The organism is Novosphingobium aeonii (assembly GCF_052279045.1).
Classification (GTDB): Bacteria; Pseudomonadota; Alphaproteobacteria; order Sphingomonadales; family Sphingomonadaceae; genus Novosphingobium.
Genome location: NZ_CP176832.1, coordinates 1,552,167 through 1,576,942, shown reverse-complemented (window position 1 = coordinate 1,576,942; position 24,776 = coordinate 1,552,167). Strand labels below are relative to the sequence as shown.

The window sequence follows — 24,776 nt, the reverse complement described above, 5'->3', positions numbered from 1 at the left end:
ACGGCCTAGATGCCCTCTTCGTTCAGCGCGGCCCGGCGGGTGTCGGCCATTTCCTTGTCCAACTCCGCAAGTATCTGGCTACGCACCATGCTGTCGAGATTGCGGTTAGCCGCAATTGTTGCCCGCGCCGATGCGATGGCCTTCAATGAAACTTCGGCGGTGTGCTTGGGTGCACCCGTGCAGATCAGCACCGAGGTGGAACGGTTTCCATTCCTTGCGTGGGCGGAAGACCGATGCGTGTCTGCCGGGCAGGTGCTGTCGAGCGTCATGGTGTTGCTGACGTCCCGCTTGCCGCTTTCGTCCGTGCTGACGATTCGAATGGTCTGGATCCGGCCGTCCGACGAGGTGGACTGCTCGACCTTCGGCACACGCCGCATGGCTCTGGCCATGGCGGCATCATGATCGGCCCGGGCAAGCGCACGGTCCGCCGCAGCCTGCCATGACGGCGGCGGAGGCGGCGGAGGAGGCGCCGGGGGTGCCGGGGGCACCGGGGGCGCAGAACGCACGGCCTGCGCGGACGGCCAGGGCGCAGCAACAGGGCGCGGCGATGCGGCGGACGGGAGAGGCTCGGCCGCTTCAGAGATTTCCGCCGGTTCAGAAGTCCAGGTGCCATGCTCTACTGCAGAAGCCGCCTGAGGCTCCGCGGGAGCATCGGGTACGACGGGTGCGCGCGGCGCCGCCGGCTCGGCCGCAGGCATTTCAGGTGCAGGCGGAGCCTCGGGCTCTTCCATCGCCGCATAAGTGACCGTGGCGGTGCAGGGCACGGAAACGATCGCAAAAGCGAAAAGACTACGCGCAACCACGCGCCTAGCCGGCGAGACCTCGGCCGAGGCAAGCGCCTTCAGGCGCTGAATGATCGGCTTTTCTCCTGCCAGCGTACCGGCGATCGGCGCCGCCAGCGTCAGCCGCGTTCCTGCAGCGAACGAGGCGATCACGCGGCCGTAACGCGCACGCATCTCGCGGTTGCACCCCGACATGACACGGGCGTCGCAGGCAGCCTCCTGATCCGCACGCAGCGCGCGCCATGCAGCCCAACCCAGCGGGTTGAACCAGTGCAGCGCGAACAGCGGCTGCAACACCATCAGCGCAAGCAGGTCGTTTCCGGCGTGATGTTCGAGTTCGTGCGCAATCGCGAAGTCGGAGCTTTCCGAATCGACCGTCGCCAGAAATCCGCGGGGAAGCGCCACGACCCTGTCCGTCACCCCGAACGCCAGCGGCGCCCCGGCTGCCGGCGTCTCGACAATGCGGATATCGCCTGCCCGCGCCACTTGCCGCGCATCGGCGAGCAGTTCCTGCTTCATCAACCGATAATTGCGAACCCTGAGCGCAAGGAAAATCACCGCTCCGGCCAGCCAGATAGTGATCGCCAGATTGCCCCAGGGTATCTGGGCCAGCACTCCGGGCTCGATAGCGGCAACCGGGACCGAAGCACCCGCATCCGCGACGGGCCCCGCGATTGGTGCCTTAGCATTGGCGAGCGCCGCATCAACGGCAGGAAGTGCGTTCGCCGTTGTCTGTTCGACCACGATATCGGGCCTGGTGAAGAGCCCCCGTGGCAGCGCCAGCGGCGGAAGAACAAGCCTCAGGACCGGCAAGGCCCATAGCGCATAGGCAGCGGCAGGACCGAACCAGCGCGATACCGGGCGGCGGACCAGCAGAACCAGCGCCATGAGCGCACCGGTCATGACGAGCGTATCGGTAAGCCATTCAATCATGACTTCAGCTCCTTCAAGAGCGCTTCGATCTCGGCGATATCATTCTCGGTCAATGCGTCCGCTTCGGCAAGATGCGCAAAGAGCGGTGCGGCCCTCCCCCCGAACAGGCGGTCGACCAGCCGCCGGCTTTCAGTGCCGACATAAGCCTCACGCGCAATGCTGGGAGAATAGAGAAAACGCTTGCCGTCGGGTTCGGTCGTCACCGCCTGCTTGGCGACCAGTCGCGAAAGCAGGGTCTTGACGGTCGCCAGGGTCCAGCCGCGCGGTTCGCAGACCTTTGCGCAGACTTCCGCAGCCGTAAGCGGACTGCGGGACCAGAGCGCCTCCATCACCGCATGTTCGGCATCCGAGATACGCTCGGGCGGCTCAGCCGACTGATCCGAATTGACCGACACTCTGGCCTCCATCGTTTACACACGTAATCGACTACGTTTGTAAACATGAATGCCAGATTAACGGGAGCGGTCAAGCCTGCGCCGACTTGCGCAGTGTGAGGGCGAGCATGATGAGGAACACACCGCGCACGACCAGACTGACCATGATGATTATCGCCAGGAAGGCAAGACCGATACCCGGTGAAGAGAACAGCAGGACAAACCCCAGCAGCACGTCGAGAACGCCGAGGAACAGACGCCATCCCTTGTCGTGCCGGGCCTTGAGCGCGAAGGCGATCTGAAATCCACCCGAAACGAGAAGCCACGCACCGATAGCCCAGACGAGCGAAAGCGCGCCCGCAACAGGATTGACGAGCGCAAAGACGCCCGCGATCAGCGCCAGCAGCCCCAGCAGGATTTCCACCCAGCGCGCTCGCTGCGAAAGCGATGTCCAGCCGGAAGCAATGGCAGCGATCCCGTAGATAACCAGAACTACGCCCACGAGCAGCCCGGTCGCCACTCCTGCAACAAGCGGGCGGGAAACCACCAGCAAGGCAATGAGCATGAGAAGAACACCGTAAGCCAGCACCCAGCCCCAGGCCTTGCCAGAGGCCTGCTTCAACGAACTGACGAGGGGATCGTTTTCCACGTTCGGTTCGAGCAACGGGTCCATCTCGGTTCGTGTCATGCGCCTGCCTCCTGCGTTGGCGGGGTCTCTGCAAGAAAATGCCCAGAAACCCGATCGGTTGCAACGACACGGGCAATTGTGAACGCAAAAGGGCGGCGCACCGGATGCCGGTACGCCGCCCTTTTCGATTTCAGCTGGCTTGGGAGAAGCTCAGTACACGCGGGCCTTGGGCTTGATGTACTGCACGTCTTCCGTGAGCGTGTATTCGTGGACCGGGCGGTAATCGAGACGGATTTCGCCGCCCTTGCCGCCCCAGCCGTTGAACCAGCCGACGGTGTGCTTCATCCAGTTCGCATCGTCGCGGTTCGGGAAGTCCTCGTGCGCGTGGGCGCCGCGGCTTTCCTTGCGCGCCTGGGCGCCGTGCAGAGTGACCGAAGCCTGCGAGATCAGGTTGTCCAGTTCCAGCGTTTCCACCAGGTCCGAATTCCAAATCAGGCCGCGATCGGTGACCTTGATGTCCTGCATGCGCTCATAGGTCTTGGCGAGCTTGTCCTTGCCTTCGACCATGAGTTCATCGGTGCGGAACACGGCAGCGTGTGCCGACATGGTGCGCTGCATTTCGGTGCGGACTTCCGCCGTCGGCGAACCGCCGTTGGCGTTGCGGAAGTGGTCGAGACGGCCCAGCGCGAGATCCGCCGAATCCTTCGGCAGTTCCGCCTGATTGACGCCCGGCTTGACGATCTCCTTGAGGCGGTGGCCGGTGGCGCGGCCGAAGACCACGAGGTCGATCAGCGAGTTCGAACCCAGACGGTTGGCACCGTGAACCGAGACGCAGGCCGCCTCACCCACCGCGAACAGGCCCGGCACCACGGTGTCCGGGTTGCCGTCCGGTCCGATGGTGACGACTTCGCCGTGATAGTTACAGGGAATACCGCCCATGTTGTAGTGAACGGTGGGAACGACCGGCAGCGGCTGACGGGTCAGGTCGACGCCTGCGAAGATCTTGCCGCTTTCGGTGATGCCCGGCAGACGCTCGCCCAGCACCTTGGGATCGATGTGATCGAGGTGCAGGTAGATGTGGTCCTTGTGCGGGCCGACGCCGCGGCCTTCGCGGATTTCCAGCGCCATCGAGCGCGAGACGACGTCGCGCGAGGCGAGATCCTTCGCGGAAGGCGCATAGCGCTCCATGAAGCGCTCGCCTTCGGAGTTGGTCAGGTAGCCGCCCTCGCCGCGCGCGCCTTCGGTGATGAGCACGCCCGCACCGTAGATGCCGGTGGGGTGGAACTGCACGAATTCCATGTCCTGCAGCGGAAGACCCGCGCGCAGGACCATGCCGCCGCCGTCGCCGGTGCAGGTATGGGCCGACGTGGCGGTGTAGTAGCTACGTCCGTAACCGCCCGTCGCCAGCACGACAGCCTGCGAACGGAAGCGGTGGATCGAACCGTCATCCATGCAGAGCGCGATCACGCCCACGCACTTGCCGCCGTCCATGATGAGGTCGATGGCGAAGTATTCGATAAAGAAGTCCGCGTCGTACTTCAGCGATTGCTGATAGAGCGCGTGCAGCATGGCATGACCGGTACGGTCGGCAGCGGCGCAGGTGCGCTGCACCGGCGGACCTTCGCCCATGTTCTGCATGTGGCCGCCGAACGGGCGCTGGTAGATCGTGCCGTCGGCATTGCGGCTGAAGGGCACGCCGGCGTGCTCCAGTTCGTAGACCGCCGCCGGGGCTTCGCGCACCATGTATTCGATGGCGTCCTGGTCGCCCAGCCAGTCCGACCCCTTGACGGTGTCGTACATGTGCCAGGTCCAGTGGTCCGGCGAGTTGTTGCACAGCGAGGCGGCAATGCCGCCCTGCGCCGCAACGGTGTGCGAGCGGGTCGGGAAGACCTTGGTGATGCACGCGGTGCGAAGGCCGGCTTCGGCCGAGCCCATGGTGGCGCGCAGACCCGAGCCACCGGCGCCGACGACGACGGTGTCATAGGTATGGTCGATAATCTTGTAGGCAGGGCCCGAGGCGTTTTGGGTCATCAATGGGCTCCCAGCGCGAGACGAATGACGCAGAAGACGCCGAAAGCGATGCCGGCGCAGGCGGAAAGGTTCAGCGCCGCGATGCAGGCGAACTTGTTGGCGTGATCGTGGACATAATCCTCGACGACGACCTGAAGCCCGATGCGGGCGTGCCAGAAGGTGGTCACGACGAGCAGGATCATCGCCACGGCGGGAACCGGGCGTACAATCCACTCGACGACGGTTGCATAGCTCAGATCCGGCAGCAGCAGGATCGAGACCACGAGAAACAGCACCGAGAGAAGGTTGCCGATGGCGGTGAAGCGTTGCAGCAGCCAGTGGTGAACACCGGTCTTCGCCGAACCGAGGCCGCGAACGCGGCCGATGGAAGTTCCGTTACCCATATTTCCCGTTCCTCAGCGAAGCAGCAGGATCGCCCAGAAGGCGACGGTGAGGATCACACCCAAGACCGGCGAAAGGATCGACCAGGTCTTGTTGATCGTCAGCTCGAACCCGGCGCCGACGTCGAGGGCGAAGTGGCGAAGGCCGCTCATCATGTGCGTGAAGAAAGCCCAGGAAATGCCGACGAGAACGACATAGCCGATCGGCGTGGTCATCGCCCAGCTGAACGTCTCGTAGGCGGCAGGGCCACCGGCGAGCGCCCCGAGCCACCACAGCAGCACGGCGAGGCCGGCGAATGCCATGCCATCACCGGTCACGCGGTGAAGAATCGAGACGAACATGTGAGGGCCCCAACGCCAGATCTGGAGATGGGGCGAAAGCGGACGGTTCCTGGTGCCGTCTTTGGCCATGGCTCTTTCGAATCCCTTTTGCCTTTGCAGCAGCCCAAGGCTGCCCCTGTCGAGAAGTCCCCTTAGACAAATCGCCGCTTGGCGCAAGTTCCGCGAAGCACATCGCGGATGCATCGCACACAAGCGACTTTTCCGGAGCCTCATCGACAATCGGGCGCAGATGGTACGCGGGACGCCCCGTCCCACTGGCTTTGGCCGCCCCTCCGCACTAAAGCGCCAACCCATGAAGAGACCCATGAGCCGCCTGTCGAACATGCTCGCCCCCGCGTTTCTGCTGGGCGCCTGTTCCACCGCGCCCGGCAGCGCAGCACCTGCAACCGACAGCGCGGAGGCGCCCCCATCGAGGCTCGCCGCCGCCTGTGAAGGGCACGATGGCTGGGCCGATGCCGCTCCGCCCGCCCACCTTTACGGCAACACCTGGTATGTCGGCACCTGCGGCATTTCCGCTATTCTCATCACCGGCAAGCAAGGCCACATCCTGATCGACGGCGGCCTTCCCGAAGCGGCGCCGATGGTTCTGGCCAATATCCAGGCGGCCGGATTCAAGGTGAAGGACGTGCGCTGGATTCTCTCCAGCCACGAACACTTCGACCATGCGGGCGCTCTTGCGGAGCTGCGACGCGCGACCGGCGCACGGCTCGCCGCATTGCCTGCCGCCGCCGAAGTGCTCGAAACCGGCAAGGCCAACCCGAACGATCCGCAATTCGGCCAGCTCGACCCATTCCCGGCGGTTCACGTCGACAAGCGCCTCTCGGGCGGGGAAAGCATCACGCTGGGCGACATCACCGTCACCGCCCGCGCCACGCTCGCTCACGCTGCCGGATCGACGAGCTGGACATGGCAGTCATGCGGCAAAGACGGCAAATGCCTGACGATCGCCTATGCGGACAGCGCAAGCGCGATTTCGGCCAAGAGCTACCGCTTTACCGACCACCCCGACCGCATTGCCGATGTCCGGGAAGGGTTGCGCCGAATCGCCGCCCTGCCCTGCGACCTGCTGGTCACGCCGCACCCCGGGGCAAGCGATCTCTTCACACGGCTAGCGGGCAAGTCCCCGCTGGTCGATCCCACCGCCTGCCGTACTTATGCGGCTGCCGCCAATGCCCGCTTCGACCAGCGCCTTTCCGAAGAAGCCGCCGCCGCAGCGAAGGAGACCCGTTCGTGAGCTGGAAGATCACCGCTTATGCCCCGCGCACCGTCATCGAAGACGCCCTTGTCGCTCACGAGGATGCATTCGACTGGGACCCCGACATCGTCCTTTCGGGCAGCGAGATCGCCGAAGACAAACCGGACGACTGGCAGCTTGAAGCATGGCTGGCCCACAAGCCGCGCAAGGCCGACAAGGACGCCGTCGCCGCCCTGTTCGGCGGCAAGCCGCCAAAGTTCATTGTCGAGGAACTGCCGGAAACCGACTGGCTGGTAACGAGCCAGCAGGGACTCGAACCGATCCGCGCGGGCCGCTTCCACGTCCACACGCCCGAACATCCGGTTTCGGACGATCCCGGCATAACCGATTTCACCATACCCGCCAGCCAGGCTTTCGGCACCGGCCAGCACGCCACGACCGCCGGCTGCCTCGCCATGCTGACGCATATGAAGGCGCAGGGGCTGGTCGTTCGCAACCACGCCGATATCGGGACGGGCACGGGACTGCTGGCCTTCGCAGCGATGTCGCTCTGGCCCCGAGCACTCGCGACCGCGAGCGATATCGATCAGGTCTGCTACGGCGTCGTGGAAGACAATGCCGCCGCGAATGGAGTCAGCCTCGGCGCGCGCGGCGGCGAACTGGCCATGACCATCGCGGACGGCATGGACCACCCCCTGCTGGCAGCGCGCGGCCCCTACGATCTCATCATGGCCAATATCCTCGCCGGCCCGCTGGTTTCCCTTGCGCCGGACTTCGCCAAGTCCCTTGCTCCGGGGGGTAGCCTCGTCCTTGCGGGCCTGCTGGAAACGCAGGAGGCCGCCGTGCGCCGCGCCTGTCGCCGGGCCGGGCTTCGTCTCGCCGCCAGACTGGTAAATGGAGACTGGTCGATCCTGTGGATGCGGGCGCGTCGCCGATAGCGCGCACGCTTCACCGCACGAACAACTCGCCCAGTCGCAACCGCCGTCATCTCCAAGAACAGCAGATGATCGTGGTTAAACCGAACTTAACGCAAGTCAACGAAAGTTAAATCTCCGAGGGAAAAAAGCCTCGGAGATTTACCCATTCATTTCAGGGAATTACCTGACAATTGGTTAACGGTGATTAACCAAGACCGGTTCCGAATAATTAAAGGATTCGGCCAAGAATTAAGGCCAAGGGGGGCTGGTAACAACAGCTCAAGAGGCCAAAAATGCTTCAATCTGAACTAGACAGGCCGAAGGCCGTCGTCGGACCCCTGGGTGAAGCGCTCGACAAGGGCAGCCTTCCGCCACGCAACACGTCTCGCTGGGTAGTTCGCCGTAAGGCGGAAGTCGTAGCTGCGGTCAACGGAGGGCTCCTGACGATCGCCGAGGCTTGCGACCGCTACGGCCTCACTCTCGAGGAACTGGCATCGTGGCAACGCGCCGTCGAGCGTGAAGGAATGGCCGGCCTGCGCGCCACCCGGGTACAGCACTACCGTCACATGCACGAAAGGCAGGGACGAAACTCCTGATAATCCGCTCGCCGGCGTTCACGCCGACGAGCGGCAGGGGGCCCTCCCTGGGCGCCCTGCCCTTTCTCAACCGGCGCTGCGCACGATCTCGGCCCACCCGGCTTCATCGATCACTTCGATACCGAGCTCGGCAGCCTTCTTGAGCTTTGAACCGGCACCGGGACCAGCGACCAGCAAGTCCGTCTTTGCCGATATGGACCCGGCCGCCTTGGCGCCAAGACGCTCAGCCTGAGCCTTTGCCTCGTCGCGGCTCATCGTTTCCAGCTTCCCGGTAAATACCACCGTCTTGCCCGCCACGACGCTTTCCACCGTCTCGACGACGTAAGGCGGGGGAGCGACCTCCGAAAGCAGGTCGTCCCAGACCTGACGGTTATGCTCTTCGTGGAAGAAATCGCCCAGCGCCTCCACCACGGCCGGACCGATGCCGTCGATCGACACCAGTTCGGCATAAGCCTCGCTACCCAGCGCCGCAGCCTCCTCGCCTTCCTTGGCATGGGCCTGTTCGGCCAGCAGCCGCAAGGCCGGCAACGTCTCGAACCGCTTCATCAGATCGCGCGCCGTGACGGCTCCGACATGGCGGATGCCGAGCCCGAAGAGCAGCCGGGCCGCATCTGGCGCGCGCTTGTTTTCCACTGCGGCCAACAGGTTGTCCACAGACTTGTCCTTCCACCCGTCAAGCGCGAGAATCTCGTCGCGGCGCTTGCGCAGACGGAAGATATCGGCCGGACTTTCGAGCCAGCCCCTGGCGAAGAACTCGTCGATAGTCCGTTCCCCCAGCCCTTCGATGTCGAGGGCTCCCCGGCTGACGAAGTGCTTGAGCCGTTCCGTCCGCTGGGCCGGGCAGATGAGGCCGCCCGTGCAGCGCACATCGACTTCCCCCTCTTCCGCAACCGCCTCGCTACCACATTCCGGGCAGTGATCCGGGAAGTGGAACGTCGCCCTCTCCTCGGCGCGCGTCAGGTTATCCACGACCTGTGGAATCACATCACCGGCGCGCTGCAGGACCACGCGATCCCCCGGCCGGACGCCAAGACGCGCAATCTCGTCGCGATTGTGCAGAGTGACATTGGTAACGGTCACGCCTCCGACCAGAACCGGCTTGAGCCGCCCGACCGGCGTGAGCTTGCCCGTGCGCCCGACCTGAACGTCGATCGATTCAAGAACGGTTTCGGCACGCTCTGCCGGAAACTTGTGAGCCATTGCCCAGCGCGGCGCCTTGGCCACGAAACCAAGCCGCTGCTGCCAGTCGAGGCGATCGACCTTGTAGACGACGCCATCGATCTCGAACGGCAAGCCGGGCCGGCCATCGCGAATGACGCGGTAGGCCTCCAGCACTTCCTCAAGCGTATGGCACAGGCGGAATTGCGGGGAGACCGGAAGCCCCCAGGATTCGATCCGGCGGATCACCTCGTGCTGGCTGGCCCCCGGCACATGGCTCGCGGCGCCCCAGCCATGCGCCCAGAAACGCAGCGGGCGCTTCGCGGTGACAGCCGCATCCTTCTGGCGCAGCGAACCGGCTGCGGCGTTGCGCGGATTGGCGAACTGGCGGACCTTGCCCTCGTCGAACACCTCGCCCCTGGCCTCCGCATGTGCGCGCGCTTCAGCCATCAGGGCCTCGTTCAGCGCCGCGAAGGCTGCCTTCTCCATGTAGACCTCGCCGCGCACCTCGAAGACTTCGGGAACATCCTCTCCCTTCAGTTCCTGCACGACATCGGCGATATGCGCGACATTGGCGGTAACGTCCTCGCCCACCATGCCATCCCCGCGCGTAGCGGCGCGGACCAGCCTGCCTTTCTCATACCGCAGCGAGCAGGAAAGACCGTCGATCTTGTCCTCCGCCGTCATCGCTACCGGCTCCTCCGCCGATAGCGAAAGGAAGCGCCGGACCCGGCCCACGAACTCCGCCACTTCCTCGTCAGTGAAAGCATTGTCGAGGCTCATCATGCGAACCTCGTGCGTCACTTTCGACAGGGGCGAGCCGGCCACTTCGTGCCCGACCTGATTCGATGGACTGTCGGAGCGGGCGAGATGGGGGAACGCCAATTCCAGTTCCGCATTGCGCCGCACCAGGGCGTCATATTCGGCATCCGAAATCTCGGGCGCATCCTCGGCGTGATAGAGGCGGTTGGCGCGCTTTATCTGGCGCGCCAGGCGCATCAGTTCATTGGCCGCTTCGGCTTCTCCGATCGCGGAAGCAATCTCGGGGCCGATCTCGGAGCGGGTCTCAGTGCTGGTCATTGCGCGGTAATAGGCCAGAGCGATGCGGGTTGGAATTCCCCCGACGCGTTAATCCCCTTCGATCGGATCGAATTCGAGGTGCAAAGCCGCCAGCGCGCGCAGGATGTAAGTCGGCTCGTAATCGAAATGCAAAGCCTCGGCGGGGCCATGATGGGCCTCGGACAAACGGATGTTGCCCATGCGGGCGAGCAGCCGCTCGATACTCGTCACCACTTCGCGCCGGGCCAGCGGAGCACCGATGCAGGTATGAGCGCCCCTGCCGAACGCGAGATGCTCCTTGATCCTCGGCCGGTCCATGTCGAACTGCCCCGGTTCCGCGAAGCGCCTGGGGTCCCGGTTGGCGGCCATGTGCGACAGCAGGACGGCGGTGCCAGCCTTGATCTCCACCCCGCCCAGCGTCGTCGTCTTCTGGCACATGCGCCCGCCGCTCTTCACCGAACCGTCGAACCGCAGCACTTCCTCGACGAAATCACCGATCCGAGCCCGGTTTCCACGGAGTTCCTGCTGGATATCGGGCCTCGTCGCGATGATCCGGAAGGCATTGGCAAGAAGCCGATTCGTCGTGTCCTGCCCGGCGCCGAAAAGGAAGGCCGCAAGGCTGGTAAGATCCACCAGCGAAGGCTTCCCGCCGTCGGGATAGCTCGCCGTGGCCAATTCGCTCAAGATATCCTCACGCGCCAGCAGGCCGTGCAAAGGCTTCATCAACGGATGGGCGACTATGCGCCGCTGGGCGATCAGCCTGAACAGATCCTTCCCCACCCCCACCAGCGGGTTCTTGAGCATGTCCTCCTCGCTGGCATCCATCGGCACGGGTATCGCTCCCTCAAGCAAGGCCCTGAATTTCGCGCGGCTTCGTTCGGAAAGGCCCAGGAGATCGGAAATGACAAGCGCGCCATAGGGACCGCCGTATTGGCGCACGAGGTCGACCTTTCCGTCCCTGGCGAATTCTTCGATCAGCGATTCCGCCGTGGCGAGCAGCTTCGGCTGCAGATCCTTGAGGCGGCTCGGCGTAAACAGCCGCGCAATGATGGAACGAAGGTCAGCGTGGCGCGCACCGCCCTCGGTCACGATCTGATCGGCAAACGGTATCTGCCGGCGATGCGCCTCCAGCTTCTCCGAGATGTCATCCCCATCGGCTCTGAAAGGCAGGTCGGCGACCGGGCCGGTGACGGCATTGATCGAGGAGAAATGCTCCGTATCCAGCATGATCTGGACAGTCTCATCGTACCCCGTCACCGCCACGGCGTTGCGATATGGCAGTCGCACCACCGGGCCTTGCGCGCGCAGGTAATCGAAATAGGCATGTGGATCGTCGACGAGCGAGACGTCGGTATACCAATCGGCGGTTTCGTAGGCTTGTTGATGAGACACCCGTTGCTCTCCCGATTTTATGATCTCCTATGTATCATATATGGATGAGGCGTCATAGCCGGACTGTCCACGCCGCGGCGATGCGATCCCCTCCCCGATTGGCGACAGGCGCGCTATGACAAGGCCATGCCCACGATCATGCCGCCTGACGCGCCCGCCCTGCCCGCAGCGTTCGATATCCTTGGAATCGCCGTCTTCGCGCTGACCGGCGCCCTTTCGGCGGCCCAGTTGCGGCAGACTTTCGTGACCGTCGCATTCTTCGCACTCATGACCGGCGTGGGCGGCGGCACCTTGCGAGATCTCCTCATCGGAGCGCCGGTCTTCTGGGTTCGCGATCCTTTCGTGGCCCCCGTATGCCTCGCGGTCGCGACCCTCGCCTGGTTCACGCCGGTACGCTGGTGGCAGGGACAATTGCTGGAGTGGGCCGACGCATTGGGACTTGCGGTTTATTCGGTGTTCGGAACCATCAAGGCCATGGCCTGGGGCGTGCCACCGATTCCGGCGATGGTCATGGGCGTCGCCACCGGCTGCGTCGGCGGCATCGTCCGCGATGTCGTGGCCGGACAGCCTTCGATCCTGATGCGGCCGGAACTATACGTGACAGCCGCAGCCCTGGCAGCAACCGTCGCGGCGGCGGGTATAGCCCTCGGCATCGCCCCTCAACTGACCTGGGCCATAGCCGCAGCGGCGGGATTCGCACTGCGCGGAGCCGCTATCTACTGGTCCCTGGGGCTGCCCGCTCACGAAGGAACGGACAGCGAATCCTGAAGGGGCTCAGTCGGGAATCTTCAATCCCGTCCACCGCGCAACGAACGAGAGGACATCCGCGCCTTCCTCGATCGCCTTGTCGGTCGGCTTGCCGGAGCCATGTCCCGCCCGCGTCTCGATACGGATCAGATGCGGCTTGTCACCCAAGGGCGCGGCCTGAAGCGCCGCCGCATATTTGAAGGAATGCCCCGGAACCACACGATCGTCGGTATCCGCGGTGGTCACGAGAATCGCCGGGTAATCCGTGCCCGCCCGGATGTTGTGATAGGGTGAATAGGCCTTCAATATCCGGAAATCCTCTTCCCGGTCAGGATAGCCATAGTCGTCCACCCAATAGCGACCGGCAGTGAAGCGGTCGAAGCGCAGCATGTCCATGACGCCGACCTGCGGCACCCCGGCCGCGAAAAGATCGGGCCGCTGGTTCAGCACGGCCCCCACGAGAAGCCCGCCGTTGGACCCGCCCTGGATCGCAAGGCCATCCTTTGAAGCGATCCCTTCGGCCTTGAGATACTCTCCGGCGGCGATGAAGTCGTCGAACACGTTCTGCTTGTTGGCACGGCGCCCGGCATCGTGCCAGGCGCGTCCATACTCGCCGCCGCCGCGCAGGTTCGCCATGGCAAAGGCGCCTCCGGCCTGGACCCAGGCCATGCGACTGGCCGAGAAACCCGGCGTCAGGGAAATGTCGAAACCACCGTAGCCATAGAGCAGCGTCGGCACGGCCTTGCCCGACTGCACCACGTCCTTGCGCCGCACGAGGAACATCGGCACCCGCGTGCCGTCCCTCGACGTATAGAAGCGCTGCTCGACCACGACGTCCGAAGGGTCGAAATCCATCACCGGCTCCGCGAAGGGCTCGGACATGCCGGTATCGAGGTTCATCCGGAAGATCGCTGCCGGACGGTTGAAGCTCGTGAAGGAGTAGAAGGTCTCAGGGTCTCCGGGCTTGCCCCGGAACCCGGAAGCCGTCCCGATACCGTTGAGCGCAAGCGCACGGCCGGGCTTGCCGTCAAGCCCGACGATCTCGGCATGGCTCGCCGCGTCACGCATATAGTTGAGAACGAGTTGCTGGCCGACGATACCGGCCCGCTCCAGAATGTCCTCGCGCTGCGGGACGACTTCCGCGAAGGCCGGAGCCTTCGCCCCGAGATCGATACTGATGAGCCGGTAGCGCGGTGCACTTTCGTTGGTGACAAACCAGAGCTTCTGTCCGGCCCCTTCGACAAGCCGCCAGTCGTCCTTGAAACCCGTCACCACGGGCTTTGCGTCCCACCCCGCCTTCTTGCGCTTCGACAGGTCGATCACATGCACATCGTAGCGCGAATCCGTGCCGATATGCGAGGTGATGACAGCAAGCCGCCCGTCCTGCGTCACTTCGGCGGCGTGGCCGTAATCCGGATGGTCCGGCGTGGAGTAGACCAGTTCGTCGGCGCTCTGCGGCGTACCGAGCCGGTGGAAATAGATCGCCTGGTTGTAGTTCAGGCTCTGGAACGCAGCTCCTTCCTCGGGCGCCGGGAATCGCGAGTAGAGGAAGCCTTCCTCCCCGATCCACGCCAGCGCGCTGAACTTGACCCAGCGCAGTTCGTCATCCAGCGCCTTGCCCGTGGTTACATCCAGCACGTGAAGCACACGCCAGTCACTCCCGCCGTCCTGCACACTATAGAGCAGATAGCGACCTTCGTGAGAGGGCTCCCACGCATCCAGTGCCGTGGCACCGTCCTTCGCCCAGGCATTGGGATCAAGCAGCATCCGAGGCGCGCCGTGCAGTCCGTCGCGCACGAAAAGCTGCGACTGGTTTTGAAGCCCGGTGTTTCGGGTATAGAAGTACCGCTTGCCAGCCTTGATCGGCAAACCGAACCGCTCGAAGTTCATCAACGAACTGATCCGCTGCTTGAACCAACTACGCTGCGGCAGTCCTTCAAGGTACGCTTCGGTGAAGGTCGATTCCTTCTCGACCCAGGCGGCGACTTCCGGATCGTGCCGCACATCGTTTTCGAGCCAGCGGTACGGGTCCGCGATGCGCTCGCCGAACAGGGTTTCAACGAGATCGTCGCGGCGTGTTTCGGGATAAGTCATCGGAACCATCGTCTGCGCTGAAACAGGTACCACCGCAAGGCTGGAAGCGGTGGAAAGAAACACGGCCCCAAGCAGGCCCGACAGACGATACATCACGTTCTCCCGAAACAAAAAGAAAGGCGGCCGCGAGGTATTCCCGCGACCGCCCTGCAATCTCTTTGCCGGCTCCTCTACGAAGCCGACTGCCGAAAGGCGATCAGGCCTCGGCGTATTCCTCGGTGTCGGTGGTCACCGGGCCCGAGTCCTTGCCCTTTTCCGAAACGTCGCGGTCGACGAGTTCGATGATCGCAATCGGGGCGGCGTCCGAAGCGCGGATGCCTGCCTTGATGATGCGGGTGTAGCCACCGTTGCGGCCGGCATAACGCTCGGCCAGAACTTCGAAGAGCTTCTTTTCCTGCGCTTCGTCCATCAGGCGAGCGTGCGCCAGACGACGATTCGAAAGGCCGCCATGCTTCGCGAGCGTGATCAGCTTTTCGAGGTAAGGACGCAGTTCCTTCGCCTTCGGCGTGGTGGTCTGGATCTGCTCGTGCTTGATGAGAGCGGCGGCCATGTTGCGCAGAAGGGCGGCGCGGTGGCCCGAGGTGCGCTGCAGCTTGCGCTGACCATGCTTATGACGCATTTCATATACTCCGTTCGTCAGGCAGCCGTTCAAGGTACTGCCTGCCGGGCGATGTGGTTCGGCCATCGCCCAAAGCCGGTTCACTTACGTGTGAGTGGCGCCCTCAACCCGAAAACGGCGATGGAGTCAAGCCGGAACGGGCCTACTACTGCTGGACAAGCACCCATAACGGCGGACCCAGCGTCAGCACACCAATCAGCGCTGCCGCCAGAGAGGCGATTAGAACAGCCCCGGCCGCAATATCCTTGATCCGGCCTATGACAAGGTCGAACCCCGGTTCGATCCGGTCGCAAAGCTCCTCGATCGCCGTATTGAACGCCTCGGCGAGCCACACCATGGCCATCGCCAGGACGAGCCACCGCCAGTCGTTCATCGAAACTCGCAGCCAGATGCCTGCCGCCACGACGCTCAGCGAAGCGGCGAGGTGTATCCGCGCGTTATGCTCGCCATGAACAAGCCTACGCAGTCCGCGCCACGCATAGATGACACTCCTGAAGCGTGCGCCAAGACTGAAGCGAGTCCGCGCCGATAGCACGTCGGAAGGTTCGATCATGCCAGCACGCTAAACAGCCGCACGCAAATCGGCCAGACCCGATTGCACCTGCTGCCCAGAGAGCAGTTCCCCAAAGAAAAAGGCCCCGCATTCCTGCGGAGCCCTCTTCAATTCGGTATCGAAGTAACCGATCAACCGAGCAGTTCCTGCTCCAGCTTCTTGGCCATTTCTTCGATGTTCTCGGGCGGCCAGCCCGGAATGTCCATGCCGAGGCGCAGACCCATCGAGGAAAGAACTTCCTTGATCTCGTTGAGCGACTTGCGGCCGAAGTTCGGCGTACGCAGCATCTCGGCTTCGGTCTTCTGGACCAGATCGCCGATATAGATGATGTTGTCGTTCTTGAGGCAGTTGGCCGAACGTACCGACAGTTCCAGTTCGTCCACCTTCTTGAGAAGGTAGCGGTTGAGCTGATTGGTATCGCTCTCTTCCGAGGCAGCAGCGCCGCCAGCAGCCATGCCGATCATCGGCGAGGCGCCAACCGGAGCGATGTCCTCGAAGTGGACGAACAGCGCAAGCTGGTCCTGGAGGATGCGCGCAGCATAAGCCACGGCGTCTTCCGGGGTCACGGTACCGTCCGTTTCCACCGTCAGATTGAGCTTGTCGTAGTCAAGCTCCTGACCGATGCGGGCGTTGTCCACCTTGTAGCTGACCTGACGCACCGGCGAGTAGAGCGAATCGACCGGAATAAGTCCGATCGGTGCGTCCACGGGACGGTTCGACACGGCGGGGACGTAGCCCTTGCCGGTGTCGGCGGTCAGTTCCATGTTGAGCGTGGCACCCTCGTCGAGGTGGCAGATCACGAGGTCCTTGTTCATGACCTCGATGTCACCCGAGACGGCGATGTCGCCCGCCTTGACCGCTGCCGGTCCGGTAGCCGACAGTTGGAGACGCTTCGGGCCTTCGCCCTGCATCTTGAGCGCGATCTGCTTGACGTTGAGGACGATGTCCGTGACGTCCTCGCGCACACCGGCCAGCGACGAGAATTCGTGCAGCACGTTCTCGATCTTGATCGAGGTGATCGCAGCACCCTGCAGCGAGGAGAGCAGCACGCGACGCAACGCATTGCCGAGCGTCAGGCCGAAACCGCGCTCGAGAGGTTCGGCGACGAAGGTCGCCTTCAGCTTGGGGTCGGGTCCCGGCTTGATCTCAAGGCTGTTCGGCTTCTTGAGTTCCTGCCAGTTCTTGATGTTGACAGTCATGGACTTCCCCTGGGAGTGATGGCGGTTACGCCCCGGAGCCTGGTGGAAAGGCTCGGGACGTTCCGAAGCCCGGACGACGACCGGTTCGTCGTCCGGATTAGCTCGATCAGACGCGGCGACGCTTGGAAGGACGCACGCCATTGTGCGGGATCGGCGTCACGTCGCGGATCGAGGTAATGGTGAAGCCGACCGCCTGGAGGGCGCGCAGGGCGCTCTCACGGCCCGAACCCGGGCCCTTGACTTCGACTTCGAGAGTGCGGACGCCGTGTTCGGCGGCCTTCTTGCCGGCGTCGTCAGCGGCGACCTGCGCGGCGTACGGCGTCGACTTGCGGCTACCCTTGAAGCCCATCATGCCTGCCGAGGACCAGCTGATCGCATTGCCCTGGGCGTCGGTGATGGTCACCATGGTGTTGTTGAAGCTGGCGTTCACATGCGCGATGCCGCTGGTGATGTTCTTGCGCTCGCGGCGCTTAATGCGCTGGGGTTCGCGTGCCATGTTCGTGTATCCTGTCGAAAAATCGCTGGGGAAAACCGGATGGGCCGATTGCTCGGCCCGAACGGCTTACTTCTTCTTGCCGGCGATCGGCTTGGCCTTGCCCTTGCGGGTGCGCGCATTGGTATGCGTGCGCTGGCCACGAACCGGCAGACCCTTGCGGTGACGCAGGCCACGGTAGCAGGCGAGGTCCATCAGGCGCTTGATGTTCATCGCGGTTTCGCGACGAAGGTCACCTTCAACCGTGTGATCGGCGTCGATGGTTTCGCGGATCTGCAGGACTTCGGCGTCCGACAGGTCCTGAACGCGGCGGCTGTGATCGATGCCGAGCTTGTCGGCGATCTCGAGAGCCTTGGTACGACCGATACCATGGATGTAGGTGAGCGCGATGATAACGCGCTTGTTGGTGGGGATGTTTACCCCGGCAATACGAGCCACTTAAATCTCCATGCTCCACAGGAGCGCCCTAGGGACGACCCCCATCTCAACGCTTCTCACCCGAAAGGCGTAAATGACAAAAGGTCCGGTTGGCGGCACGCTTGTTGCCAACGCCCCCGGACTTGCCGAAACCTTTGAGTGAAGGGCGCGCATAGGACGATTCGAAAGGCGTGTCAACGCCCGCGAACCGTGCCGCTCGATCACCGGCCCCGTGTGGGCGGCGAGAGCAGACCTTGCGCCAACTGTTTACCGCATCCGCGTACGGTAGTCAAAGAAAGCGAAAATCGCCGCGCAGGAAGCCCCGCGCGGCGCATCGTCACGGCAGCGCCACCGGCACGCATACCGCAAACGAGAACGGCCGGACTTTCGCCCGGCCGCATCATCAGGATTTCAGGACCGCTTCGATGGCTGCGGTGACATCGTCCATGTCAGCCATGCCATCGACTCTGGCAACGATTCCCTGCGCCTCATAGATCGGCAGGATCGGCGCAGTTTTCGCACGGTACTCTGCCAGACGAGTCCTAACGGTCTCGGCATTGTCGTCAGGACGGCGCTTGAATTCCGTCCCACCGCACTTGTCGCAGACCCCGGGAACCTTGGGTTGCTCGAACTTGTCGTGATAGCCCTTCCCGCAACTGGCGCAGGAAAAACGGCCGGTGATCCGCTCGACAAGCGCCTCTTCGTCGACTTCCAGTTCGATCACATGATCGAGCTTGCGACCACGTGCGGCCAGGATTCCGTCAAGCGATTCGGCCTGAGCCGCCGTGCGCGGATAACCGTCGAAAATCGCACCGGCACCGGACCCCATGGCGTCCAGTTCGTCTCCGATCAGAGCTGAGACGATCTCGTCCGAAACGAGCTCGCCACGCTCCATCACTGCCTTGGCTTCCAGCCCGGTAGGCGTACCAGCCTTCACCGCAGCGCGGAGCATGTCGCCAGTCGAAAGCTGGCGCATGCCATGCCGCTCGACCAGACGCTGCGCCTGGGTGCCCTTGCCCGCCCCCGGCGGGCCCAACAGGATGATATTCACGCCTTACCCCTCATTTGTCCCTGGCGAGCGCCGATCAGCGCAGTCTGCCTTTCAGTTTCGCCTTCTTGATCAGGTCGCCATACTGGTGTGCCAGCAGGTGCGACTGGATCTGCGTGATCGTGTCGACGGTCACGTTGACGACGATCAGCAAGCTCGTTCCACCCATGAAGAGCAACGGCAGACCGGTCATCGAGAGGAAGTACTCCGGAACGGTGCAGACGATGGTCAGGTAGATCGCTCCGATCACGGTGATGCGGGTCAGCACGTAATCGAGATAATTCGCGGTGTTCTTGCCCGGGCGAATGCCGGGAATGAAGCCACCGTTCTTCTTCAGGTTGTCAGCGGTTTCCTCGGGATTGAAGACGACCGCAGTGTAGAAGAAGCAGAAGAACACGATGCCCGCTGCATAAAGCAGCATGTAGAGCGGCTTGCCGTGACCGAGGTACTGGTTCAGCGAGACGACGATCTTGCCCCAGGTCGATTCCGGATTCAGCGATTTACCCGCGAACTGAGTGATGGTCAGCGGCAGCAGCAGCAGCGAACTGGCGAAGATCGGCGGAATCACGCCCGCCGTGTTGATCTTCAACGGCAGATGGCTGCGATCGGCCTGCATCATCCCGCGCTGAGTCGCCCGCTTCGGATACTGGATCAACAGACGGCGCTGCGCACGTTCCATGAAGCAGATCATCAGGATCATGGCGACGATCAGCACGATCAGCGCAATGATGAGGATCGAGCCCGTGTCGCCCGCGCTGTAGGCCTGTCCGACGTTCGTCGCGAACGTCGGCATCTGGGCGACGATGCCCGCCATGATGATGAGCGAAACACCATTGCCGATGCCGCGCGAGGTGATCTGCTCACCAAGCCACAGCAGGAACATCGTGCCCCCGACGAGCGAAATCACGGCACCGATGCGGAACACCAAACCAGGATCGACGACGGCCTGAAGCCCGTTCGAAGCGCCGTACGCCTCCAGGCTGACCGCGAGGAACCAGCCCTGGATCGCGCAAAGGAGAACTGCGCCATACCGGGTGTACTGGTTAAGCTTCTTGCGGCCGGTTTCGCCTTCCTTCTTCAGCGCCACCAGTGCGGGGTGGAGCGATGCGGCGAGCTGCACCACGATCGACGCCGTGATGTAAGGCATCACGCCGAGCGCAATGAGGCTCATTCGCGAAAGCGAACCGCCCGAGAAAGTGTTGAACAGGTCGAGAATGCCGCCCTGCGTCTTGCTGTAGAGCTGCGAGAGAATCAGCGGGTTCACGCCGGGAAGCGGAACGAAGCTCAGGAAGCGGAAGACGATCAGCGCACCGATGGTGAACCAGATTCGGTTCTTTAGCTCGGTGGCTTTCGAGAAGTTGGCCAGGCTCAGAGTGCTGGCGATATTGTCGGCGCGGGAAGCCATGACGATTTGTAAAGCCTCGATAGTCGGTTCGGGTCTGCCTTAGCGACTGCATGAAGGCTTGTCGAACCCCGGTTCTGGTCCGCTCATATAGACATTCGCGCCGGCTCTGGAAGACCTGTCGCCGAAAGGCAGTCTGAATGAAGAGAGGGCGAAGCGCATCGCGCCCGCCCTCCCCCTATGAGCATATCGCGGTTGCGATGGCTCAGGCTTCGGCGGCTTCCTTGGCAGGAAGAATCACCGAACCACCAGCCTTCTGGACCGCTTCCACGGCACCCTTCGAAGCACCGGCAACGTTGAACTCGACCTTGGCGGTCAGTTCGCCCTTGCCCAGCAGGCGGACGCCGTCCTTGCCACCACGAGCCAGGCCAGCGGCCTGGAGAACCGCGTGATCAACGGTGCCCGAGATGTCCAGCTTACCGGCGTCGATCGCCTTCTGGATCATGCCGAGGTTCACTTCCGCGTAATCCTTGGCGAACTTCTTGTTGCTGAAGCCGCGCTTCGGAAGGCGCATGTGAAGCGGCATCTGGCCGCCTTCGAAGCCGTTGATCGAAACGCCCGAGCGTGCCTTGGCACCCTTCTGACCACGACCAGCGGTCTTGCCCTTGCCCGAGCCGATGCCACGGCCGACGCGGATGCGACGGTGACGGGCGCCCGCGTTGTCGCGGATGTCATTCAATTTCATAGTCTGCACTCGCTTTCGCTTTTAGTCGCGCTAATGGGAAGGCGCGGCCCATAAGCGAACCGCGGCGCAATGTCACCCCCGAATCCGGAACTGCGGCTCTTAACTGCCTCGGAGGCGGATCATGAGCTTCCCGTTTCCGGGGATCGAACGGCCTTCAGCGTCTCGTGCGGGCTTCCATTTGAACACCTCGGCACCAAGCCGGCAAATATCCGCGTCGAACTCTGGTGAAACAGTTTTCGGTTCGAAAGAACAAGAGGTTACGCGCCCGCCAGCGTTAACGGTGAACTTCAATTCATGACGAGTGAGCTCGTCCTTATTAAAGATCGTGCCGTAACGATCGCCCAGTTTCGCCAGTTCGGCGTTGAACTGCGCCTTGTTTCCATCGGGCAAGGCCGGCTCTTCCGCGAGACCGGCATAATCGGCCTCAGGCACAAGCGCCTTCATCTTCAGGACCATCTGCAGCCAGCCCTGAGCTCGCGCAATCTGCATCGGCGAATCGCGGTCCATCAGCGCCTGACACTGCGCGCCCGAAGGGCTCGCCTGCCGTGAGAGCAGGAAACGAGCGGCTCCGTCACGATGATAGGCAATTGCCCAGGCAAGCGGCGTCATTCCGAACAGATCTGGGGAATCGATGGTCTGCGGCGCATCCAGCGCATCACCTGTCGGGTCGGCCGAAGGTTCCTCGTCAAGCATCCGCCGCAAAGCCGCAACATTGCCGCGGCGCGCTGCATCGGCGAGCGTGGCGTTTTCTGGCAACGGGCCGAGCTTTGCGTAACCATAAGCGCGCTCTGGACCCTTCGCGACGTCAGGCTCCTGCGCTGCAGCCCCCTTCTTCACAGCCAGGACGGGAACGGACCGGCACACGTCTCGATATGGATACGCCGGATTAGCGATCAGCGCTTCATTGAAAGTCCGTGCAAATGTCGCGAGCCGATCTTCGGTCTCACCGCTCGGCGCCTCACTGGGCGCAGGCGTCGGCAGCGAATCTTCACCGAAGTAGGTCACGACACGCGCCATCCGGGGAGATAGTCCTCCCCGTAGCACGCATTGAGCACCGAACTGGCTGGTGTCGATGCCGCCAAGCGTCACCGCAGCGACAAGCCGGAAATCTCCGGCCGCCGCAGCCTTGCGCGCCTCGGCAACCGGATCGGCCTGTCCGGATGCGAGAAGCGTCTTGAGCGCCTTGTCGGCCTCGCGATCACGCTCCAGCGTAGCGGGATCGGCGAGCGGATCGTTACAGGCCGGCTCGGCAGCCGGACTCTCCTGAACATAGGTTTCACCGTTATCGGGCGGCTCGCTGCCTTCACATCCCGAAAGAGCGAGAACGGCCAGAGACAGTGACGTGGCCGCGATGGTCCTGCGAAGCAAAGTATCCCCCGGGGAAATCCAGATCTCCGCGCTTAACACAAGTGGCACCAAAGGTGGAGGAACCGACACGGCTACGCACGGATTATGCGCAGCATCGATAAGACGCGGGATAAGGGAATGTAAAGCTCGACCGAAACGAGAAAGGCCCCGACGTTTCCGCCAGGGCCCTTCCGGTTATCGTGCCTGATACAGGCTGATCAGTCGATCACCACAACCATGTGTGGCAGCTTCGCGATCGCACCACGGACTTCCGGGGTGTCTTCGCGTTCGACGACCTTGTGCATCTTGCCCAGGCCAAGACCGATGAGGATCTTCTTCTGGCTTTCGGGGCGACGGATCGGCGAACCGATCTGCTTGATCTTGATCTTTGCCATGAGCCTTACTCCACGATGGCTTCGGCAGCGGCCTCGGCCTCTGCTTCGCTGACGCCACCGCGACCAAGCAGGTCGGCGACCTTCTTGCCACGACGCTGGGCAACCGACTTCGGCGAAGTCTGGTTGACGAGCGCGTCGAAGGTGGCGCGGATCATGTTGTACGGGTTCGAGGTGCCCACCGACTTGGTGACGACGTCAGCGACGCCCAGGCTCTCGAACACGGCGCGCATCGGGCCACCGGCGATGATGCCGGTACCGGCCGGAGCCGAACGCACGTTCACCTTGCCGGCGCCGAAGTGGCCCTTGCCGTCGTGGTGAAGAGTGCGGCCTTCCTTGAGCGCCACGCGGACCATCTTCTTCTTGGCAGAAGCAGTGGCCTTCGTGATCGCCTCGGGAACTTCGCGAGCCTTGGCGTGGCCGAAGCCGACACGGCCCTTGCCGTCGCCTACGACGACCAGCGCAGCGAAGCCGAAGCGCTTACCGCCCTTGACCGTCTTCGAGACGCGGTTGATGTGGACGAGCTTCTCAATAAGCTCCTCGCCCTGTTCCTCGTCGTTGTTGCGGCCACCGCGACGGTCATCGCGACGGCCACGGCCACCACGCTCACCGCGTTCACCGCGACCACGACCGCGCCCGCGACCCTCACGGGTCTCCTGCGCTTCGCCGCCCTGCGGCTGCTCAGCGGCGATCGGCGCTTCGTTGATGTTTTCGTCAGCCATGATCAGAACTCCAGCCCGCCTTCACGGGCGGCATCGGCCAGCGCCTTGACGCGGCCATGGAAGAGGAAACCGCCACGGTCGAACACGACCGAAGTGATACCCGCCTTCTTGGCGGCCTCGGCGAGTTCCTTGCCCACGCGGATCGCGGCGTCCTTGTCGGTGCCCTTGGCGCCAAGCGTGTTGGCGGCGGCCACCGTACGGCCCTGCGCATCGTCGATGATCTGCGCATAGATGTGACGGCCGGTGCGGTGCACCGACAGACGAGGACGGCCGCCCGAACGAGCCTTCAGTGCGGTACGAACGCGACGAGCGCGGCGATCGAAAAGAGACAGCTTGGCCATTACTTCTTCTTCCCTTCCTTGCGGAAGATGAACTCGCCACGGTACTTGATACCCTTGCCCTTGTAAGGCTCGGGCTTGCGCCAGCGACGGATCTCGGCCGCAACCTGGCCGACCTTCTGCTTGTCGATACCGGAAATCTCGACCGTGGTGTTATCCGGGGTCTTGATTTCGATGCCCTCGGGGACAGCGACGTCAACGTCGTGCGAGAAGCCAAGCTGAAGCTTGAGCGTCTTGCCCTGCGAATTCGCACGGTAACCAACGCCCTTGATCTCAAGAACCTTGGTGTAACCGTTGGTGACGCCCTCGATGAGGTTGGCCACCAGCGTACGCTGCATGCCCCAGTGGCTGCGGGCAGCCTTGGTCTGGTTGGCGGGCTGAACGGCAATCGAACCTTCCTCGACCGAGTAGGTCACGAGGTCCGACAGACCCAGCGTCAGGGTGCCCTTCGGGCCCTTGACGGTCAGGATGCCGTTATCGATGGCGGCAGTGACCCCGCCAGGGATCACAACCGGCTTTTTGCCGATGCGGCTCATTAGAACACCTCCGCCAGCACTTCGCCGCCGACGTTGGCAGCGCGCGCTTCGGCATCCGAAAGCACGCCGCGCGGCGTCGAGACGATGGTGATGCCGAGGCCATTGCGAACAACCGGGAGTTCCTTCGAACCCGAGTAGACGCGGCGGCCAGGCTTGGAGACGCGAGCGATGTGCTTGATAGCAGGCTCGCCTTCGAAATACTTCAGCTCGATGCGCAGCTGCGGATGAGCGCCGGTAGCGTCATCGCTGTAGCCACGGATGTAGCCTTCGCGCTGGAGAACTTCCAGAACGCGCGCACGAAGCTTGGATGCGGGCGAAAGAACGGTGTCCTTCTTCGCCTGCTGCCCGTTGCGGATGCGGGTGAGCATATCACCCAGGGGATCGGTCATAGCCATTG

Annotated in this window: 27 protein-coding genes; 4 read left to right on the top strand and 23 right to left on the bottom strand. The window is 63.2% G+C overall.

Features of this window, described 5'->3' with window-relative positions; all coding sequences use genetic code 11:
- Nucleotides 1-5 precede the first annotated feature (5 nt).
- From ACLIMP_RS07845 to sdhC, 6 genes are all read right to left on the bottom strand, one after another.
- Nucleotides 6-1,715: a M56 family metallopeptidase gene (locus ACLIMP_RS07845; protein ID WP_324698642.1), complete on the bottom strand. Its 1,710-nt coding sequence runs from the start codon at nt 1,713-1,715 to the stop codon at nt 6-8.
- Nucleotides 1,712-2,122: a BlaI/MecI/CopY family transcriptional regulator gene (locus ACLIMP_RS07840; RefSeq protein ID WP_054440364.1), complete on the bottom strand. Its 411-nt coding sequence runs from the start codon at nt 2,120-2,122 to the stop codon at nt 1,712-1,714. Before ACLIMP_RS07840 ends, ACLIMP_RS07845 begins: the two co-directional genes overlap by 4 nt.
- A 58-nt stretch (nt 2,123-2,180) precedes the next feature.
- Entirely contained in the window at nt 2,181-2,777 is a 597-nt protein-coding gene (locus ACLIMP_RS07835) for an HdeD family acid-resistance protein (protein WP_054440361.1), read from the bottom strand.
- 150 nt (nt 2,778-2,927) lie between these two features.
- Complete coding sequence (gene sdhA / locus ACLIMP_RS07830; RefSeq protein ID WP_054440358.1) at nt 2,928-4,748, bottom strand: succinate dehydrogenase flavoprotein subunit; 1,821 nt, start codon at nt 4,746-4,748, stop codon at nt 2,928-2,930.
- Nucleotides 4,748-5,131, bottom strand: a complete 384-nt coding sequence (sdhD, locus tag ACLIMP_RS07825) for a succinate dehydrogenase, hydrophobic membrane anchor protein (RefSeq protein ID WP_054440356.1) — start codon at nt 5,129-5,131, stop codon at nt 4,748-4,750. The genes sdhA and sdhD overlap by 1 nt, the downstream gene beginning before the upstream one ends.
- 12 nt (nt 5,132-5,143) lie before the next feature.
- On the bottom strand, nt 5,144-5,539 hold the full coding sequence (gene sdhC / locus ACLIMP_RS07820) for a succinate dehydrogenase, cytochrome b556 subunit (RefSeq protein ID WP_132469057.1): 396 nt from the start codon (nt 5,537-5,539) through the stop codon (nt 5,144-5,146).
- Between the two features lie 235 nt (nt 5,540-5,774).
- Here sdhC and bla point away from each other — a divergent pair, with 235 nt between their 5' ends.
- From bla to sciP, 3 genes are all read left to right on the top strand, one after another.
- Nucleotides 5,775-6,704: a subclass B3 metallo-beta-lactamase gene (bla, locus tag ACLIMP_RS07815; RefSeq protein WP_324698639.1), complete on the top strand. Its 930-nt coding sequence runs from the start codon at nt 5,775-5,777 to the stop codon at nt 6,702-6,704.
- Nucleotides 6,701-7,603 (top strand): 50S ribosomal protein L11 methyltransferase, encoded by a 903-nt coding sequence (locus ACLIMP_RS07810; protein ID WP_443478147.1) that lies wholly within the window; start codon nt 6,701-6,703, stop codon nt 7,601-7,603. The genes bla and ACLIMP_RS07810 overlap by 4 nt, the downstream gene beginning before the upstream one ends.
- 272 nt (nt 7,604-7,875) lie before the next feature.
- On the top strand, nt 7,876-8,178 hold the full coding sequence (gene sciP / locus ACLIMP_RS07805) for a CtrA inhibitor SciP (RefSeq protein ID WP_082370497.1): 303 nt from the start codon (nt 7,876-7,878) through the stop codon (nt 8,176-8,178).
- A gap of 66 nt (nt 8,179-8,244) precedes the next feature.
- On the opposite strand, the gene ligA is transcribed toward sciP, so the two are convergent.
- Nucleotides 8,245-10,416, bottom strand: coding sequence for an NAD-dependent DNA ligase LigA (gene ligA, locus ACLIMP_RS07800; RefSeq protein WP_324698635.1), 2,172 nt, complete (start codon nt 10,414-10,416; stop codon nt 8,245-8,247).
- 48 nt (nt 10,417-10,464) lie between these two features.
- Complete coding sequence (locus ACLIMP_RS07795) at nt 10,465-11,787, bottom strand: cytochrome P450 (protein ID WP_443478146.1); 1,323 nt, start codon at nt 11,785-11,787, stop codon at nt 10,465-10,467.
- 138 nt (nt 11,788-11,925) lie between these two features.
- Here ACLIMP_RS07795 and ACLIMP_RS07790 point away from each other — a divergent pair, with 138 nt between their 5' ends.
- On the top strand, nt 11,926-12,555 hold the full coding sequence (locus tag ACLIMP_RS07790) for a trimeric intracellular cation channel family protein (RefSeq protein ID WP_054440401.1): 630 nt from the start codon (nt 11,926-11,928) through the stop codon (nt 12,553-12,555).
- A gap of 6 nt (nt 12,556-12,561) precedes the next feature.
- Here the strand turns inward: ACLIMP_RS07790 and ACLIMP_RS07785 are convergent, their stop codons facing one another.
- The 15 genes from ACLIMP_RS07785 to rpsH form a co-directional block, all read right to left on the bottom strand.
- Nucleotides 12,562-14,721, bottom strand: a complete 2,160-nt coding sequence (locus ACLIMP_RS07785; RefSeq protein ID WP_132469055.1) for a prolyl oligopeptidase family serine peptidase — start codon at nt 14,719-14,721, stop codon at nt 12,562-12,564.
- A 103-nt stretch (nt 14,722-14,824) separates the two neighbouring features.
- Nucleotides 14,825-15,247, bottom strand: coding sequence for a 50S ribosomal protein L17 (rplQ, locus tag ACLIMP_RS07780; protein ID WP_054440398.1), 423 nt, complete (start codon nt 15,245-15,247; stop codon nt 14,825-14,827).
- A gap of 145 nt (nt 15,248-15,392) precedes the next feature.
- Nucleotides 15,393-15,800 carry a diacylglycerol kinase family protein gene (locus ACLIMP_RS07775; RefSeq protein WP_324698630.1) on the bottom strand — a complete coding sequence of 136 codons (408 nt, stop codon included), beginning with the start codon at nt 15,798-15,800 and terminating at the stop codon, nt 15,393-15,395.
- 131 nt (nt 15,801-15,931) lie between these two features.
- The gene (locus tag ACLIMP_RS07770; protein WP_054440344.1) at nt 15,932-16,999 is read right to left on the bottom strand and encodes a DNA-directed RNA polymerase subunit alpha; all 1,068 of its coding nucleotides are present in this window, start codon (nt 16,997-16,999) and stop codon (nt 15,932-15,934) included.
- A 106-nt stretch (nt 17,000-17,105) separates the two neighbouring features.
- Nucleotides 17,106-17,495, bottom strand: a complete 390-nt coding sequence (gene rpsK, locus ACLIMP_RS07765; RefSeq protein WP_007011846.1) for a 30S ribosomal protein S11 — start codon at nt 17,493-17,495, stop codon at nt 17,106-17,108.
- A 66-nt stretch (nt 17,496-17,561) separates the two neighbouring features.
- The gene (rpsM, locus tag ACLIMP_RS07760; protein WP_021233423.1) at nt 17,562-17,930 is read right to left on the bottom strand and encodes a 30S ribosomal protein S13; all 369 of its coding nucleotides are present in this window, start codon (nt 17,928-17,930) and stop codon (nt 17,562-17,564) included.
- A gap of 382 nt (nt 17,931-18,312) precedes the next feature.
- Nucleotides 18,313-18,960 (bottom strand): adenylate kinase, encoded by a 648-nt coding sequence (locus ACLIMP_RS07755; protein ID WP_054440342.1) that lies wholly within the window; start codon nt 18,958-18,960, stop codon nt 18,313-18,315.
- A gap of 34 nt (nt 18,961-18,994) precedes the next feature.
- Complete coding sequence (gene secY, locus ACLIMP_RS07750; protein WP_054440340.1) at nt 18,995-20,362, bottom strand: preprotein translocase subunit SecY; 1,368 nt, start codon at nt 20,360-20,362, stop codon at nt 18,995-18,997.
- A 202-nt stretch (nt 20,363-20,564) separates the two neighbouring features.
- Complete coding sequence (gene rplO / locus ACLIMP_RS07745; protein WP_185997827.1) at nt 20,565-21,044, bottom strand: 50S ribosomal protein L15; 480 nt, start codon at nt 21,042-21,044, stop codon at nt 20,565-20,567.
- 99 nt (nt 21,045-21,143) lie between these two features.
- The gene (locus ACLIMP_RS07740; protein WP_324698623.1) at nt 21,144-22,412 is read right to left on the bottom strand and encodes an ankyrin repeat domain-containing protein; all 1,269 of its coding nucleotides are present in this window, start codon (nt 22,410-22,412) and stop codon (nt 21,144-21,146) included.
- Between the two features lie 197 nt (nt 22,413-22,609).
- Complete coding sequence (gene rpmD, locus ACLIMP_RS07735; protein ID WP_054440396.1) at nt 22,610-22,786, bottom strand: 50S ribosomal protein L30; 177 nt, start codon at nt 22,784-22,786, stop codon at nt 22,610-22,612.
- A 5-nt stretch (nt 22,787-22,791) separates the two neighbouring features.
- Entirely contained in the window at nt 22,792-23,505 is a 714-nt protein-coding gene (gene rpsE, locus ACLIMP_RS07730; protein ID WP_132469054.1) for a 30S ribosomal protein S5, read from the bottom strand.
- A gap of 2 nt (nt 23,506-23,507) precedes the next feature.
- A complete protein-coding gene (gene rplR, locus ACLIMP_RS07725; protein WP_054440334.1) occupies nt 23,508-23,846 on the bottom strand; it encodes a 50S ribosomal protein L18 in 339 nt (112 codons plus the stop codon).
- On the bottom strand, nt 23,846-24,379 hold the full coding sequence (gene rplF / locus ACLIMP_RS07720) for a 50S ribosomal protein L6 (protein ID WP_054440332.1): 534 nt from the start codon (nt 24,377-24,379) through the stop codon (nt 23,846-23,848). Before rplF ends, rplR begins: the two co-directional genes overlap by 1 nt.
- A complete protein-coding gene (gene rpsH, locus ACLIMP_RS07715) occupies nt 24,379-24,774 on the bottom strand; it encodes a 30S ribosomal protein S8 (RefSeq protein ID WP_054440330.1) in 396 nt (131 codons plus the stop codon). The genes rplF and rpsH overlap by 1 nt, the downstream gene beginning before the upstream one ends.
- Nucleotides 24,775-24,776: the final 2 nt, after the last annotated feature.